At 67.6% G+C, this 15,683-nt stretch carries 17 protein-coding genes; 10 read left to right on the top strand and 7 right to left on the bottom strand.

What is annotated here, in order from left to right; translation table 11 throughout:
* Nucleotides 1-42 precede the first annotated feature (42 nt).
* Entirely contained in the window at nt 43-1,029 is a 987-nt protein-coding gene (locus tag ACZ5IK_RS05245) for a PQQ-dependent sugar dehydrogenase (RefSeq protein WP_465486633.1), read from the bottom strand.
* 340 nt (nt 1,030-1,369) lie between these two features.
* Here ACZ5IK_RS05245 and pqqA point away from each other — a divergent pair, with 340 nt between their 5' ends.
* The 5 genes from pqqA (at nt 1,370) to pqqB (ending at nt 4,463) form a co-directional block, all read left to right on the top strand.
* Nucleotides 1,370-1,465, top strand: a complete 96-nt coding sequence (gene pqqA / locus ACZ5IK_RS05240; RefSeq protein ID WP_101613483.1) for a pyrroloquinoline quinone precursor peptide PqqA — start codon at nt 1,370-1,372, stop codon at nt 1,463-1,465.
* A 103-nt stretch (nt 1,466-1,568) separates the two neighbouring features.
* Nucleotides 1,569-2,249: a pyrroloquinoline-quinone synthase PqqC gene (gene pqqC, locus ACZ5IK_RS05235; protein ID WP_465486711.1), complete on the top strand. Its 681-nt coding sequence runs from the start codon at nt 1,569-1,571 to the stop codon at nt 2,247-2,249.
* 2 nt (nt 2,250-2,251) lie between these two features.
* Nucleotides 2,252-2,524 carry a pyrroloquinoline quinone biosynthesis peptide chaperone PqqD gene (gene pqqD / locus ACZ5IK_RS05230; protein ID WP_465486632.1) on the top strand — a complete coding sequence of 91 codons (273 nt, stop codon included), beginning with the start codon at nt 2,252-2,254 and terminating at the stop codon, nt 2,522-2,524.
* Nucleotides 2,515-3,603: a pyrroloquinoline quinone biosynthesis protein PqqE gene (gene pqqE, locus ACZ5IK_RS05225; protein ID WP_465486631.1), complete on the top strand. Its 1,089-nt coding sequence runs from the start codon at nt 2,515-2,517 to the stop codon at nt 3,601-3,603. Before pqqD ends, pqqE begins: the two co-directional genes overlap by 10 nt.
* Nucleotides 3,600-4,463 carry a pyrroloquinoline quinone biosynthesis protein PqqB gene (gene pqqB, locus ACZ5IK_RS05220; protein WP_465486630.1) on the top strand — a complete coding sequence of 288 codons (864 nt, stop codon included), beginning with the start codon at nt 3,600-3,602 and terminating at the stop codon, nt 4,461-4,463. The genes pqqE and pqqB overlap by 4 nt, the downstream gene beginning before the upstream one ends.
* Here the strand turns inward: pqqB and ACZ5IK_RS05215 are convergent.
* Nucleotides 4,460-5,434, bottom strand: coding sequence for an aldo/keto reductase (locus tag ACZ5IK_RS05215; RefSeq protein ID WP_465486629.1), 975 nt, complete (start codon nt 5,432-5,434; stop codon nt 4,460-4,462). The two genes, pqqB and ACZ5IK_RS05215, sit on opposite strands and share 4 nt — an antisense overlap.
* A 108-nt stretch (nt 5,435-5,542) precedes the next feature.
* Here ACZ5IK_RS05215 and ACZ5IK_RS05210 point away from each other — a divergent pair, with 108 nt between their 5' ends.
* Together ACZ5IK_RS05210 and ACZ5IK_RS05205 are read left to right on the top strand one after the other, a co-directional pair.
* Nucleotides 5,543-6,061, top strand: a complete 519-nt coding sequence (locus ACZ5IK_RS05210; protein ID WP_465486628.1) for an ArsR/SmtB family transcription factor — start codon at nt 5,543-5,545, stop codon at nt 6,059-6,061.
* Complete coding sequence (locus tag ACZ5IK_RS05205; protein WP_465486627.1) at nt 6,058-7,278, top strand: MFS transporter; 1,221 nt, start codon at nt 6,058-6,060, stop codon at nt 7,276-7,278. Before ACZ5IK_RS05210 ends, ACZ5IK_RS05205 begins: the two co-directional genes overlap by 4 nt.
* A 43-nt stretch (nt 7,279-7,321) precedes the next feature.
* On the opposite strand, the gene ACZ5IK_RS05200 is transcribed toward ACZ5IK_RS05205, so the two are convergent.
* Together ACZ5IK_RS05200 and ACZ5IK_RS05195 are read right to left on the bottom strand one after the other, a co-directional pair.
* Nucleotides 7,322-8,698 (bottom strand): amidase, encoded by a 1,377-nt coding sequence (locus ACZ5IK_RS05200; RefSeq protein WP_465486626.1) that lies wholly within the window; start codon nt 8,696-8,698, stop codon nt 7,322-7,324.
* Between the two features lie 7 nt (nt 8,699-8,705).
* Nucleotides 8,706-9,635 (bottom strand): D-2-hydroxyacid dehydrogenase, encoded by a 930-nt coding sequence (locus ACZ5IK_RS05195; RefSeq protein ID WP_465486710.1) that lies wholly within the window; start codon nt 9,633-9,635, stop codon nt 8,706-8,708.
* A gap of 160 nt (nt 9,636-9,795) precedes the next feature.
* On the opposite strand from ACZ5IK_RS05195, the gene ACZ5IK_RS05190 reads away from it, so the two are divergent.
* Genes ACZ5IK_RS05190 through ACZ5IK_RS05180 form a run of 3 tightly spaced genes read left to right on the top strand, consistent with a single transcriptional unit; the run spans nt 9,796 to nt 12,046 of the window.
* Nucleotides 9,796-10,536: a maleate cis-trans isomerase family protein gene (locus tag ACZ5IK_RS05190; RefSeq protein ID WP_465486625.1), complete on the top strand. Its 741-nt coding sequence runs from the start codon at nt 9,796-9,798 to the stop codon at nt 10,534-10,536.
* A 43-nt stretch (nt 10,537-10,579) separates the two neighbouring features.
* Entirely contained in the window at nt 10,580-11,350 is a 771-nt protein-coding gene (locus ACZ5IK_RS05185) for a maleate cis-trans isomerase family protein (RefSeq protein WP_465486624.1), read from the top strand.
* A gap of 3 nt (nt 11,351-11,353) precedes the next feature.
* On the top strand, nt 11,354-12,046 hold the full coding sequence (locus ACZ5IK_RS05180; RefSeq protein WP_101610340.1) for a GntR family transcriptional regulator: 693 nt from the start codon (nt 11,354-11,356) through the stop codon (nt 12,044-12,046).
* 4 nt (nt 12,047-12,050) lie between these two features.
* Here the strand turns inward: ACZ5IK_RS05180 and ACZ5IK_RS05175 are convergent, their stop codons facing one another.
* From ACZ5IK_RS05175 to ACZ5IK_RS05165, 3 genes are all read right to left on the bottom strand, one after another.
* A complete protein-coding gene (locus ACZ5IK_RS05175) occupies nt 12,051-12,527 on the bottom strand; it encodes a DUF4262 domain-containing protein (protein WP_465486623.1) in 477 nt (158 codons plus the stop codon).
* Nucleotides 12,528-13,077: 550 nt separating this feature from the next.
* A complete protein-coding gene (locus tag ACZ5IK_RS05170; protein ID WP_465486622.1) occupies nt 13,078-14,166 on the bottom strand; it encodes a tartrate dehydrogenase in 1,089 nt (362 codons plus the stop codon).
* Nucleotides 14,163-15,626, bottom strand: coding sequence for an NAD-dependent succinate-semialdehyde dehydrogenase (locus tag ACZ5IK_RS05165; RefSeq protein ID WP_465486621.1), 1,464 nt, complete (start codon nt 15,624-15,626; stop codon nt 14,163-14,165). The genes ACZ5IK_RS05170 and ACZ5IK_RS05165 overlap by 4 nt, the downstream gene beginning before the upstream one ends.
* Nucleotides 15,627-15,683 lie beyond the last annotated feature (57 nt).

Raw genomic sequence — 15,683 nt, 5'->3', positions numbered from 1 at the left:
TTGCGGTTCACCGCCGCAACTAGAGGACTAAACGCGGTGGGGTCAGCTCCCGTCGGAGACGTAGATGGCGCCCGGAGTGATCGTGTAGAGCTGGCCGTCGGGGCCGGCGGTGGCGTCACGGGTGCGGCCGAGGTTGGTCCAGAGCTTGCCGCCGTTGCCGTTCACGTCGAGCTTGTACGTGCCGCCCTTGAGGGAGGCCATGTACAGCGAGCCCTTGTAGGCCGCCAGCCCGCTCGGCGTCGCCGAAGCCGTCGGCCAGGCCTTGACCGGGTTGGTCATCCCCGCCGTGTTGCACGGCCCCTCGCAGGTCGGCCAGCCGTAGTTCTTGCCAGGGTCGATCTTGTTCAGCTCGTCGAGCTTGTTGTTGCCGATGTCGGAGACGTACAGCTGCCCGTTCGCCCAGGTCAGGCCCTGGACGTTGCGGTGGCCGTAGGAGTAGACGCGGCTGTTGAACGGGTTACCGGGTGCGGCGGCGCCGTCGGCGGTGACGCGAAGGACCTTGCCGCCGAGGGAGTTCTTGTTCTGCGCGTTGGCGCCGTTCTGGCCGTCGCCGGTACCCGCGTAGAGGTAGCCGTCGGGACCGAACCTGATCCGCCCGCCGTGGTGATACTGCGAGCCGCGCGGGATACCGGTGACGATCGGTGTCGGCGTCTGGCCCAGCTTCAGCTTGGCGATGCGGTTGTCGGAACTGGTCGTGTAGTAGATGAAGACTGTCTCGTCGGTGGCGTATTTCGGCGAGACGGCGATGCCGAGCAGGCCCGCCTCCGCGGTGACGCTCACCCCGGGGATGGTCTGGACCGTGGTGACCTTGCCCGCCTTGTCGATCTTGCTGATCGTCTTGGCGTCCTTCTGCGTGAAAAGACCCGTCCCGTCGGGCAGGAAGTCGATCGACCAGGCCTGGTTGAGACCACCGGCGAGCTGTCTGATCGCCTGGATGGACGGCACTTCGGCGGCGGCCGCCGGAACGGCCGCGATCGACACGGCCGTCGCGGCCGCGAATGTGGCGGCGAGAGTACGACGTAAGGACATGGGACGCCTCCTTCAGCTACACCCCTGGAGCTCGGATGGCGGCGGTCGGCGGGTGGCCGGGGTTCACCCGTCGAGTTGGATACAAACACACCATGGGATGAAACGGACACCACTGGACGGGCTATCGGAAGCGCTTCCTGTTAACCGTTGTGTGCGCCGAGCGTGACGATCGGAACGGCTCGATCGGCCATAGGTAGGAAACTTTACAAAATGGCTTCGGAACTTGGTCCTTACGTCTGGTCAGAATCGGTGGCCCGCTTCTAGGGTGGCGGGGCTCGGCCCGGTTCGTTCCCATGTGGACGTTCCGGGGATGAAGGTCAGCGATCCGAGGAGTGAGAAAATGATCGAAGCCATCGAGGTATGGACCACACCCGACTTCGTCGAGTACGAAACTCCCATGGAGGTCACCGCTTACGCGGCCCGCATGGAGGACTGATTTCCCACCCGGTGGTGGGGGCCGTCCCCCACCACCGTGCCGCCGTCCCGATCAGCGAGCCGTTGGAGGCAGCACCGTGTCTCTTCCTCTTTCCGCCGCGCCGATGTCGTCGGCGGAATTCATCGCGGCCTTGCGGGGGCTTTCCCACCGCTACTGGGGCACGCATCCGTTCCACCACCGGATGCACGGCGGCGAACTGTCCGAGCACGAACTGAAGATCTGGGCCGCGAACCGCTGGTACTACCAATGCGTGCTCCCGCAGAAGGACGCGGCGATCATCAGCAATTGCCCCTTGCCCGAGATCCGCCGTGAATGGCTCGATCGCATCGTCTACCACGACGGGACGAAAGCCTGGGACGGCGGAACCGAGCGGTGGCTCCGTTTGTGCACCGCGGTCGGGCTCGACCGTGAAGAGGTTCTCGATCAGCGGCACGTCGCCCCCGGCGTCCGGTTCGCCGTCGACGCCTACGTGAATTTCGCCCGCACGAAACCGTGGCTCGAAGCGGTCGCTTCGGGGCTGACCGAAATGTTCGCGGGGCACCTCATGCAGCGACGCGTCGCCGACATGCTGGCGAACTACTCGTGGATCGCGCGGGAGGACCTCGCCTACTTCACCAATCGCATCGACAAGGTCTCGGGCGAGGGCAAAGGAACACTCGACATCGTCGTGCGGCACGCCGTCACCCGCGAACAGCAGGAGAAGGCGATCGCCGCGCTGTCGTTCAAGACCGACGTGCTCTGGTCCATGCTCGACGCCATCGAGCGCGCCGCGGCCAAGGAGTAGCGATGACCACCATCACCACCGGTTCCGTGCCGCGGCTGCGGCGCGGAGTCCGGCTGAGTTATGACCAGACAAGGGAAACTCACGTCCTCCTGTTCCCCGAAGGCGTGCTCGTCCCGAATCCGACCGCCGCCGCCGTGCTCGGACTCTGCGACGGCGCGGCGGATGTCGCCGCGATCGCGGCCGCGCTGCGCGAGCGTTATTCCGGTGTGCGCGAGCAAGAAATCCTGGACGTCCTGACCCGGCTGGGAGATCGGCGGATCGTCGAATGGACCTGAACACCTCCACCGCCGCGCCGCCCCTGGGCATGCTGGCCGAGCTGACCCATCGCTGCCCGCTGCACTGCCCTTACTGCTCGAACCCGGTCGAAATGATCGCCCGCGACGGCGAACTGTCCACAGAGGAATGGCTTTCCGTGCTCTCACAGGCGCGGGAACTCGGCGTGCTCCAGGTGCACATGTCCGGCGGCGAACCGCTCGCCAGGCCGGACCTGCCCATCCTGGTCGAGCACGCCACGAAACTCGGCTGCTACGTCAACCTGGTGACGTCCGGCCTCGGGCTGACCGAGCCCAGATTGGACGATCTCGTCGAACGCGGTATCGCGCACATCCAGTTGTCCGTCCAAGGCGCGACCGCCGAACGCGCGGACCGGCTCGCGGGTGCCCGGGCCCACGACCGGAAACTGGTCGTCGCCGGGCTGATCAAGAAAGCCGGGCTGCCGCTTTCGGTGAACGTCGTCCTGCACCGGCGGAACCACGACCAGCTCGCCGGGATCATCGACCTGGCCGAGCAGATGGGCGCGGACCGGCTCGAACTGGCCAACACGCAGTACTACGGCTGGGCGTTGCGGAACCGCGACGCCCTGATGCCGACCAGGCGGCAACTCGACGAGGCGGAGCCGATCGTGCGCGCGGCGACCGAACGGTTGCGCGGCAGCATGGAAATCATCTACGTCGTCGCCGACTACTACGAGCGGTACCCGAAGCCGTGCATGTACGGCTGGGGCGCGCGACAGCTGACCGTGGCACCCGACGGGAACGTGCTGCCGTGCCCCGCGTCGACCGCGATCGAGACCTTGACGTTCGACAACGTGCGGGACAAGCCACTGGCGTGGATCTGGTACGAATCCGGTTCCTTCAACGCCTATCGCGGCGAGGACTGGATGCCGGACACCTGCGGCACCTGCGACAGGCGCTCGATCGACTTCGGCGGCTGCCGGTGTCAGGCGTTCCAGTTGACCGGCGACGCGGCGGCGACGGATCCGGTGTGCTCGCGTTCGCCGCGTCGCGACGTCGTCGATCTCATCCTCGCCACGCCCCCGAAAACGGACGAGCTCGTGATGCGGGCGCCGCGATGAGGGTGATCTTGCTCGGCACCGCCGCGGGAGGTGGCTTCCCGCAATGGAACTGCGCCTGCGCACTGTGCACTTCGGACGCACCGCCCCGGACCCAGGACTGTGTCGCGGTGAGCGCGGACGGCGAAGGCTGGTATCTGCTCAACGCGTCTCCGGACATCCGCGCGCAGATCCTGGCCACGCCACCGCTTCGCGCCGGTCCCGGGCCGAGGGAGATCCCGCTGCGCGGCGTGCTGCTCACCGATGCCGAGCTCGATCATTCGCTCGGTCTGCTCCTGCTGCGGGAAGCCGGCGGGCTGCCGGTGTGGGCACCGCAAGCGGTACTCGGCGCGCTGTCGGAGCAGTTCCCCGCGCGGTCGATCATCGACGGCTACGGCGGCTGGGACTGGCTGCCGAACTCGGAGATCGCCATCGACGGACTCCGCGTGAGCGCGCTTCCCGTCAGCGACAAGAAGCCGAAGTACGCGCGTTCGTCCACTGAGGACGGTCCGTGGGTGGTGGCGTACCGGATCGAAGACGTCCAGACCGGCGGGGTGTTCGTGTACGCGCCTTGCCTGAAGAGCTGGCCGGACGGGTTCGACGCCTTCACCGAGGGCGCGAGCCTGGTTCTCTTGGACGGCACCTTTTACGCGCCGGACGAGATGTCGGGCGCCACGGCGGCCGAGGTCGGCGACGGTGCCCAGCTGGCGATGGGGCATCTGCCGATCACCGGCAGTCTCGCGAAGCTCCGGCCCGGCCCCCGGTGGGCGTACACCCATCTGAACAACACGAACCCCGTCGTCGACCCGTCGTCGCCGGAGCACGCCGCCGTACTGGACGGCGGCGCCTCGCTTCCCTTGGACGGCACTGAATTCAAGCTCTAGGCGATACCCTCGGGACTGGCGCCCGAAACGGGAACGGCGTCGGCGGTGAGGCGGTCGATCTCCGCGAGCTCGTCCGCGGTCAGGTCGACGTCGGCCGCGGCGAGACTGGCTTCGATGTTGGCCGCCTTGCGCGCGCCCACGATCGCGACGTGCACACCCGGCTGGGCGAGCGTCCACGCGATCGCGAGCTGACTGACCGAGATCCCCTTGTCCGCGGCGAATTCCTTGAGCCTGTCGACGATGGCGAGGTTGCGCCGGAAGGTCTCCCCGGTGAACGCCGACGAGCGCGAGCGCCAGTCGGTCTTCTCGAACGTCGTCTCCGGCGTGAAGGATCCGGTCAGCAGGCCGCTGCCCAGCGGGCTGTACACGAGCACGCCGATGTCGTTCTCCCGCGCGTACGGCAGAGGATCGGTCTCGATGTCGCGGCGGAACAGGTGGTACGGCGGCTGGAGGGTTTCGATCGGACGGGTCTTGTCGAAGTCGGCCAGACTCGCGGCGTCGTAGTTCGAGACACCGATGTGCCGGATCTTCCCCGCGTCGACGAACTCCTGCAGGATCCCCGCGGTCTCCTCGGCGGGCGCGTCGGAATCGGGCCAGTGGATCTGGTAGAGATCGATGTGGTCGACGTCGAGGAAGCGGAGGCTGTCCTCGATTCCCTGCGTCAGCCACTCGCGCCGTGAGTCGCGCGGACGGTCGGAACGCGGCTTGATGCCGCCCTTGGTGGCGATGACGAGGTTGTCGCGGTCGCGCTTGAGTTCCTCGCGCAACGCCTTCCCGAGCATGGCCTCGGACTTCCCGGAACCGTAGGCCTGAGCGGTGTCGAAGAAATCGACCCCGAGTTCGCGGGCGTGGTGGATCGCGGCGATCGCCGCGTCCTCGTCGAACGATCCCCAGTCCCCGCCGAGCTGCCAGGTGCCGAAGGCGATCCTCGAAACCTCGAGGCCGCTCCTGCCCAATGTCGTCGTACGCATACCTCCAGCAGAACACAGACATCGGACCATCGCACCGGATCTCCCGGCCAACGAAACCCCCAAATAACTGTTTGACGGTTGGCGTCCCGGCAGTCGATACTCACCCTCATGTCCGAGTCCCCCAGCCTCGACGGGCTGCGCGTGCTGGCCCATCCCGTGCGACTGCGCATTCTGTCGCTTTTGACCGGTGTCGCGATGAGTGCGGCCGAAGCCGCGCGCGAACTCGGTGAGACACAAGCGAATATCAGCTATCACCTGCGGCGGCTGCACGAGGCCGGACTGCTCGACGTCGCCGAGGAGGTCCGGATCCGGGGCGGGCTGGCGAAACGCTACCGGCACGATCCGGAGTCCGGCGGGCGGTTCGCGTCGACGAATCCGCAGGAGGACCAGATCCTCATCGCGGCGATGGCCGAAGAACTCAAGCGGCGCGGCGAATTCCGCGTCACCGGACAACGGGGTTCGACGACCGACGCGGAGATCTGGGTCGACCGCGAGACCTGGGAAAAGGCGCTCGAACACGCTCACGAACTGAGCAAGCTCCTCCACTCGGCCGCGCGACCGCCTCGCACCCGGGGCACGATCCCGGTCAGCGCGACGGTTTCGCTGTTCGAAATGACGCGATCGTGACGTCACTGCGCGAACCCCTGCGCCATCACAACTTCCGCTGGCTGATCAGCGGCCGCACGTTCGGGGAGTTCGGCAACGCCGTCGCCCCGCTCGCGCTGGCGTTCGCGGTGATCGACCTGACCGGTTCGGCCGTCGACATCGGCATCGTCGTGGGCGCGCGGTCGGTGGCCAGTGTCGTGTTACTGCTGTTCGGCGGGGTTCTGGCCGACCGGTTGCCGCGATCGGTGATCCTGCAGGGCACCGAACTCGCCGCCACGCTGACCCAGGCGACCATCGCCGCGAGTGTCCTTTGTGGATTCGCGTCGATCCCGCTGCTGGTCGGACTGAGCGTGGTCAACGGCGCGGTGACCGCGATCTCCGCGCCCGCCTCGGCGTCGCTCACCCCGTTGACCGTGCCCGCCACCCTGCTGGCGCCGGCCAACGCGCTGGGCAGGCTGCTTTCGAACTCCGGCCGGATCGCCGGTGCCGGGCTCGGCGGCATCCTGGTCACCGCGGTCGGCCCCGGCTGGGCGCTCGGCGGGAACGCGCTGCTGTTCCTGGGCTCCGCCCTGTCCTATCGGCGGATCCGCCTCAGCCGCCGGGAACGGATCCCCGGCAGCCGCCCGCTGGCGGAACTCGCCGAAGGCTGGCGCGAGTTCCGGTCACGGACCTGGGTGTGGGTCGTGGTCGTGCAGTTCATGGTGGTGAACGCCGTCATCGCCGGCGGGATCGCGGTGCTCGGCCCCTTCGTCGCCGACGGCACCTTCGGGCGCTCCGGCTGGGGATTCGCCATCGCGGCGCAGACGATCGGCTCGCTCGTCGGCGGGATCCTCGTGGCCCGATGGCAGCCGCGGCGCGCGCTGTTCGTCGGTGTCGCGGTGATCCTTTTCGAAGCGCCGCCGCTGATTCTTCTCGGCCAGGCACCGTGGCTGCCGCTGTTGCTGGCGGCCATGTTCGTCTCCGGCATGGCGATCGAGCAGTTCGTGGTGGCCTGGGACGTCTCGCTGCAGGAGAACGTGCCCGAGGACAAGCTCGCGCGCGTCTACTCCTACGACATGCTCGGGTCCTTCATCGCCTTGCCGCTCGGTCAGATGGCGGCGGGACCGGCCGCGCAGCACTTCGGGGTCGGCACGACCCTGATCGCCTGCGCCGCGCTGGTCGTGGCCGCCACCTGCCTCGCGCTGTGCAGCGGCCAGGTGCGCGGCCTGGTGCGGAAGACCCACGCCGCGCAACCCTGACCTCACCGGCGACAGCAAAGGTCCCTTGCTCCCTTTCCGCTGGTCACGGCCAGGGACGGACCTCTTCGAGGAGTTTCGCGACCGCGAGCACCAGGTCGTCGGAGTGCCGCGGGCCGATGATCTGCAGGCCGACCGGGAGGCCACGAGAGGTGCGGCCCGCCGGGACGCTGATTGCGGGCTGCTGGGTCATGTTGAACGGGTAGGTGAACGGCGTCCAGTCCGGCCAGCCGCTCAGCCCGCTGCCCGGCGGCACCTCGTGCCCGGCCTCGAAGGCCGCGATCGGGAGAGTCGGCGTGATGAGCACGTCGTGCCGCGTGTGGAACTCGCCCATCAGGATGCCCAGCGCGGCCCGCTCGGCGTTGGCGCCGAGGTAGTCGCTCGCCGAGAAGGTCTTGCCGAGTTCCCACACCTTCCGCAGTCCGGGATCGACCTTGGTATCCGAGCCTGCCGGGAAGGTGTCGAGCCACTTGGCCGCGCCCGTCGACCACAGGATGTCGAAGGCGGGCTTGGGGTCGGTGAAGCCGGGATCGGTCTCCTCGATGTGCAGGCCCGCGTCGCTCAGCGACTGAACCGCCGACTTGACGATCGCCGCGACCTCCGGATCGACGTCTACATAGCCGAGCGTCGGCGAGTAGGCGGCGTTCAACCCGCGCACGTCCCGGCGTACCGCCTCGCGGAAGGTCGAGACGGGCGGGGCGAGCGCGGCCGGGTCGCGGTGATCGGGCAAGGCGAGGACGTCGAGGAGCAGTGCGGTGTCGTCCACCGACCGCGCCATCGGGCCCGCGTGCGACAGCGGGCCGAACGGGCTAGCCGGGAACAGCGGGATCCGGCCGTGTGTCGGCTTGAGGCCGACGATTCCGCAGAACGAAGCCGGAATCCGGATCGAGCCACCGCCGTCGGTGCCGACGGAGAGTTCGCCCATCCCGGCCGCGACGGCCGCGGCACTCCCACCGCTGGACCCACCCGCCGTCGTCGACGGATCGTGCGGGTTGCGGGTGATCCCGGTGAGCGTGTTGTCGGTGACGCCCTTCCACGCGAGTTCCGGCGTCGTGGTCTTTCCCAGCAGCACCAAGCCGTTCTCACGCAGTCGTGCGGTGACCGGGCTGTCGACGTCCCACGGCTGGTCCGGGTCGATGCACCGCGAACCGCGCAACGTCGGCCAGCCCTGCGTCAGGAACATGTCCTTGATCGAGGCCGGGACACCGTCGAGCCAGCCGATCGGGTTACCGTCCCGCCAGCGGATCTCGGAGGCTTTCGCCTGTTCGAGCGCGCCATCGGCGTCGACGAGGCAGTAGGCGTTGGTCTCGCCGTCGCGTTCTTCGATGACGCGCAACGCGTTCTGGGTGGCCTCGACCGGTGAAAGCTCTCCGGTGGCATAAGCGGCGACGAGCTCACTCGCGGTCAACTTGGTGTCGTTCATCCGGCCCCTAACCTTGGCGAAGCGTCTCCGACGGCACGTATCCGAGCTGCTTGTCCACGACATTGCGCAGTGGCTCCCCCGCGCGCCAGCGACGGAAGTTGTCCGCGAACACCTCTACCAGAGTAGTGCGCCAGCCGACGAAGTCGCCCGACATATGCGGCGAGATCAGCACGTTCTCCATACTCCACAAAGGACTTTCGGCGGGCAGCGGCTCGGTGTCGAAGACGTCGAGCGCCGCACCGCCGAGCGAGCCGTCCCGCAGCGCGCCGACCAGGTCGGAGGTGACGACCAGCTCCCCGCGGCCGACGTTGACGAACCGCGCGCCGGGCTTCATCGCGGCGAAGGCCTCGGCGTCGAACATGCCCTTCGTCTGCTCGGTCAGCGGGGCGACCGCGACGACGTAGTCCGCCTCGGGGAGATGACGAGCCAGGTCCGAGGAGGAGAACACGTCCCCGAAGTCGGGATCGTCTTCACGGGGGCGACGGCCGACGCCGGCCACCGACATCCCGGCCGCCCGCAGCGACCGCGCGATCGACCGGCCGATCGGCCCGGTGCCGACCACCAGGACCCGGCGTCCGGAGATCCGCTCACTCTCACGGTGCTTCCACTGCTTCCGCCGCTGCAGGTCCCACGACCGGACGAAATCCTTGGCGAACGCGAGGACGACCCCGAGGACGTACTCGGCTATCGCCCCGTCGAACACCCCGCGCGAGTTGGTGAGCACGACATCGCTCGCCTGCAGCCCGGGGAAGAGCACCGGGTCGACACCCGCGCTGGCGATGTGCAGCCAGCGCAGCCCGTCGGCCGCGTGCCAGGCACCGGGGACGGCGGTCGAGAGGAAGTCGTAGACGAAGAGGGCGTCGGCTCCGGATAACGCATCGGCCAGCCCGGCCTCGTCGGTGTAACGAACCACCGCTTCGGCTTCGATAGCGCGCATGTCCGGTGGGCGTGCGTCTCCGCAGAGCACCGCCAGCACAGGGGTCTCCGAGGGTTTCACGTTGACACCGTAAAAGTGGCTCGTATGATTGTCAACAATCCGAGGAACGACCCCCGGAGCACCGGACCTGTGACAGCAGAAGTTCTCCGGAGGCTGAAACTTGGATTTCGACTTGTTGGAGTTCGAAGGCCCGTTGGCGCAGCGCGGCATCGGCGTGATCGCTCCCTTCGACCTCGCCCTGGAACGCGAGCTGTGGCGCTGGGTGCCCATGGAGGTCTCCCTCCATCTGGCACGGACGCCGTACGAACCCGTGCCCGTCAGCATGGAGATGGCCCAGCTCGTCAGCGACAGCAGGCATCTCGCCGCCGCCACGAGAGACGTGCTCCACGTGGAGCCCGAAGTCGTCGCCTATCTGTGCACCTCCGGAAGTTTCGTCAACGGTGTGGACTACGAACGCTCCTTGACCAAGGCCATCTGTGACGCGGGCGCGCCGGACGCCGTCACCACCTCCGGGGCGCTGGCCGAGGTCCTGCACCAGCTCGACCTCCACCGGGTCTCGGTGCTGACGCCCTACGACGGCGACCTGACCGGGAAGCTGCACGACTTCCTGGCCGAACTCCACGTGCGCACCGTCTCGAGCGACCACCTCGGCCTGGGCGGCGGCATCTGGAAGGTCAGCTACCGGACCATCGCCGAGCGCATCCTCGCCGCCGACCACGCCGACGCGGACGCCATTTTCGTCAGCTGCACCAACCTCCCCACCTACGATCTGATCGAGCCGCTCGAAACCGCGCTCGGCAAACCCGTCCTCACCGCGAACCAGCTCACGATGTGGGCCTGCCTCCGGCGGATGAACCTGCCGATCGTCGGCCCCGGCAAGTGGCTCCGCGAGGTCGATTGACCTCTTCCCCTACGATTGTCGACAATCTGCCTCCGGAGGTCCCGTGTCCATCTCGCCGCTCACCCCACCTGAGCCGCCGTCCGAGACGACCACGATCGGATTCATCTACCCCGATCACGCGGCCGAAGACGACTACCCGCTCGCGGAACAGCTCCTCGGCGGGGACATGGCCGGGATCAAGCTGCCGGTCGAGCACATCTACGGGACCGATCTGCACGCCGTACCCGAGCTGCTGGACCTCGGCAGCGAAAGCCGCCTCGCCGACGGTGCCGCACTGCTGGCCAAACACGAACCGGACGCGGTGGTGTGGGCGTGCACCAGCGGCAGCTTCGTTTACGGCTGGGAAGGCGCCCGCGACCAAGCCGACCGGCTGGCCGCCGTCGCCGGCGTCCCGGCGTCGAGCACCTCCTTCGCCTTCGTCCACGCCGCCCAGGCCCTCGGCGTCCGGCGGGTCGCTGTCGCCGCCAGCTATCCGGACGACGTCGCCCGGCTGTTCGTCGAGTTCCTCGGCGCCGGCGGGATCGAAGTGGTCTCGATGGGCAGCGCGGACATCGACACCGCCGCCGAGGTCGGGGAACTCAGCCCGGAAGCCGTCGTCGAACTCGCCGTGAGCCGTGACCACCCGGCCGCCGACGCGCTGCTCGTCCCCGACACCGCCATGCGGACGCTCGGCGAGATCAACACACTCGAGATCAGGCTCCGCAAGCCGGTGCTGACCGCCAACCAGGTCACCGTCTGGGAGGGCCTGCGGCTCACCGGGAAGTCCCCGCACGTCCGCACACTGGGCGCGCTGTTCGGCAAGAGAGGCAACTGAACCATGTCCTTGCCGGATATCGAGCCGGTCAGCCGGGAATCGACCGCCGGGATCATCGCGCGCCAGCTGCGGGACGCGATCATGACCGGCGCTCTCCCTCCCGGCACCCAGCTCGGTGAAACCGACCTGGCCTCCCGGTTCCAAGTCTCGCGAGGGCCGCTGCGAGAGGCGATGCAGCACCTCGTCTCCGAGGGGCTCCTGCGCAGCGAGCGTCACCGCGGTCTGTTCGTGATCGACCTCGAACCCGGCGACGTCTACGACATCTACTCGGCACGCTCGGCCATCGAGCGCGCCGCGATGCTGCGAGCCCTGCGCGGCGACCGGGAGAAGGTCGCCACCGAACTCGAACAGGCCGTGGGCGCCATGGCCGTCGCCGCCGACGACGACGATCCGACCGCGCTCTCCTGGGCGGACCTCCGTTTCCACGAGGCGCTGATCGCCGCTTCCGGCAGCAAACGACTCGTCCGCATGGCCCGGACCCTGCTGATCGAGACCCGGATGTGCCTCACCGCGCTGCAGGGGACCTATCAGCGAGTCGAAGAGCGGGTCACCGAGCACACGCGGATCATCGAGGCCCTGCGCGCGGGCGACGAAGAGACCGCGCTTTCGCTGCTGGAAGCCCACATGGAGGACGCGGTGCAACGGCTGGCCCCGGGGACAAGCCTGCGAGAGGGCGAAGCTCCCGCGGTGCCTTAGGGATTCAGCCACGGCCACGCGCCCCCAGCACCGGTTGCCCGCCCGTCCCGCCGCGAAAATCCCTGTCCCACGGCCAATTGCCGTGCTCGTCCTCGTAAACCAGTTGCAGGGCGCGGAAATCGGCGCCGTACAAGAGGACGGCGGTGAGCAGGTGCGCCGACGGCGAGCTCAGCTGAACGACCTCGAGCGCGGGCCATCCCACCGCCGCGGGCAGCACCTCGCCGGAATCCGGCGGCCCCGACCGGACCACCTGCTGGGCGAAATAGTTCAGCAGCTGACCGGATCTTCGCTCCCGCAAGCCGGTGACGACGAGTTCCGGCAGCCCGGCATCGGTGAGCCCGACCGTATACGCGAAGCCGGGTTGAGCGGTTCCCCGCTCGACGGTCTGCACCATCCAGCCGTATTTCCGGATCAGCGGGCGGACCTCCTCGGTGAGGTAGTCGTCGCGGGTCTTCCCGGGGTTGTCGCAATGCCAGCACATCGGCACTCCTCCAGTCGTCGAATCCGATGATCGACACCGTGCACCGGGGCACCGACAAAAACTCACGACTCGGGTGAGCGCTCGTGTGATACGGGGGTCTTTCCGTCTTGGTTTTCCGTTGCGAGGCAGGGAACTTTGCGAATTTTGCTGTTCTGGCCGACTTGAATTCCCCAGGCAAAGGTGTCGTGTTCGAGCGCGGTGCCCGTCACCGGTCCCGTTGCCGGACCGCGCCTCCTCACTGTGTGGATTTTGGGACGTCAGATGACCCGAAATCCACACACCCCCATCCGACGCCAGGCGCGCATCTTCACCTGGCTTTGATCCGCCGACCGGCGCGTACCCGCTACCCGCCGCCGAGCTGTCCTGAAGGCCACCTTTGAGACGTTGATCGTCTCAAAGGTGGCCTTCAGGACACGGGAAGCGCACTGCGGCCACTACGACACTTTTCCCTACCTCTCGACAAGTACGTGAAGGCGACCAAATCACCCCGGGATGTCATGAACGGTCCGTTCATGACTTCCCGGACTTGACACGTCTCTATGCGGATGGTTCAAGATAGAGCGGCGACCACCGCGGACCCGAGTTCGGCGGTGGTGGACTTACCGCCGAGGTCAGGGGTTTGCACGGTCCCCTCCTCGAGAACCTTCTCCACCGCAGCGTGAACATCTTGTGCCGCAGCGGTTTCCCCGAGATGGTCGAGCAGCATCGCACCCGCCAGGATCTGCGCCACCGGATTCGCGATGCCCTGTCCGGCGATGTCGGGAGCGCTGCCGTGCACCGCCTCGAACATGGAAGGGAACTCACCGGTTGGATTGATGTTGCCCGAAGGCGCCATTCCGAGCCCGCCCGTCACGGCCGCCGCCAGGTCGCTCAGGATGTCGCCGAAGAGATTGGAAGCGACCACGACGTCGAGCCGGTCCGGCGCTTGGACCATCCGCGCGGCGAGCGCGTCGACATGGCACTGTTCGGCTCGCACGTCCGGATAGTCCGAAGCGATTTCGAAGAAGATCTCGTCCCAGAACGGCATCGAGTGAATGAGCCCGTTGGATTTGGTCGCCGAGCAAACCCGGCCCGTCCGCGTCTTCGCCAGCTCGAAGGCGTAGCGGATGATCCGCTCCACCCCGACCCGCGTGAACACGGATTCCTGTAAGACGAACTCGTTCGGCAGACCGCGGTTGTGCCTGCCGCCGATCTCCGAGTACTCACCCTCGGAGTTCTCCCGGACGATCACCATCTCCAGCTCTTCGGCGCTCCGGCCCGCCAGCGCCGACGTCGTCCCCGGCAGCAACCGGACCGGCCGGAGGTTGACGTACTGGGTGAACGCGCGCCGCACCGGAATGAGGAGGCCCCACAACGACACATGATCCGGGACACCAGGGAAACCGACAGCGCCGAGAAAGATCCCGTCGAACCGGGAAAGCTGCTCGATACCGTCGTCCGGCATCATCGCGCCGGTTTTGGTGTACCGCTCACAACTCCAGTCGAATTCCTTCCAGGACAAGGAGAAACCGTGTGACGCCGCCGCACGGTCGAGCACCTTGCGGGCCTCGACCGTGACATCGACGCCGATCCCGTCGCCGGGGATGCTGGCGATCCGATAGGAGTTCCCCGTTTGAGAGGTCCCTGCTTGAGAAGTCACAGAGCCACCGCGATGTACTTGGTCTCGAGGAACTCGTCGATGCCGACGGTGCCGCCTTCACGGCCGAGCCCGGACTGCTTGATCCCGCCGAACGGCGCCGCCGGGTTCGAGACCAAGCCCTGGTTGAGGCCGATCATGCCGGCTTCCAACCGTTCCGAAACCCGCAACGCCCGCTTGAGATCGGAGGTGTACACATAGGAAACCAGGCCGAATTCGGTGTCGTTCGCCGCCGCGATGGCCTCGTCCTCGCTGTCGAACGCGGTGATCGGGGCGACCGGACCGAAGATCTCTTCCGAGGCGAGCCTGGCGTCCTTGGGCACGTCGGTGAGCACCGTGGCCTGATAGAAGTTGCCCGGACCGTCCACAGTAGAACCGCCGGTGAGGACGCGTGCTCCTCGCCCGGCGGCGTCGGAGACCAGGCTGCTCACCTTCTCGACGGCGGCTTTGTCGATGAGCGGGCCGACGACGACACCTTCCTCGGTGCCTCGCCCCATGGGCAGGGCCTCCATGCGCTCGGTGAGGCGCCGGGAGAACTCGTCGACGATGCCTCGCTGGACGTAGAAGCGGTTGGCGGCCGTGCATGCCTCACCGATGTTGCGCATCTTCGCGGTCATCGCGCCGTCGATCGCCGCGTCGAGGTCGGCGTCTTCGAAGACCAGGAAGGGGGCGTTGCCGCCGAGTTCCATCGAGGTGCGGAGCACCTTGTCCGCGCACTGTTCCAGCAGCTTCCGCCCGACACCGGTCGAGCCGGTGAAGGACAGCTTCCGGGCACGGCCGTCCCGGATCAGCGGCTCCATCACGCCGCCGGAGTCCGACGTCGTGAGCACGTTCAGCACACCTTCCGGCAATCCCGCCTCGGCGAGGATCGCCGCGAGGGCCAGCATCGAAAGGGGGGTCTGAGCAGCGGGCTTGATGATCATCGTGCAGCCTGCCGCGACCGCGGGCCCGATCTTGCGGGTGCCCATCGCCATGGGGAAGTTCCACGGCGTGATCAGCAGGCACGGCCCGACGGGCTGCTTCGTCACCAGGAACCGGCCCGCCCCGTTGGGCGCGACAGCGTAGCCACCGTCGATCCGGACGGCCTCCTCCGCGAACCAGCGGAAGAACTCGGCCGCGTAGGTGATCTCGCCCTTCGACTCCGCGAGCGGTTTGCCCATCTCGAGGGTCATCAGCAGCGCGAGTTCGTCGGCGCGCTTGATGAGCAGGTCGTACGCGCGGCGCAGGATCTCGCCGCGTTCGCGCGGGGCGACGGTCGCCCAGTCGGCCTGCGCGGCGACGGCGGCGTCGAGGGCGCTGACGCCGTCCGCCGGTGACGCGTCGGCCACCTCGCACAGGGCTTCGCCTGTCGAGGGGTCGAGAACGGGGAAGGTCTTCCCGCCCGCGGCGGGCACCCACTTGCCGCCGATGAACAGTTCCTTGTCGACCGCCTTGACTACGCCGGCCTCACTGATCGAGCTCATCCCAACGCTCCTCCATGTTGTCCCGAACGCCATGCTATGGATATTGTCAACAATCGA

This window comes from Amycolatopsis sp. NPDC031561, assembly GCF_055580625.1.
This window is presented reverse-complemented; position numbering and strand designations above follow the sequence as displayed.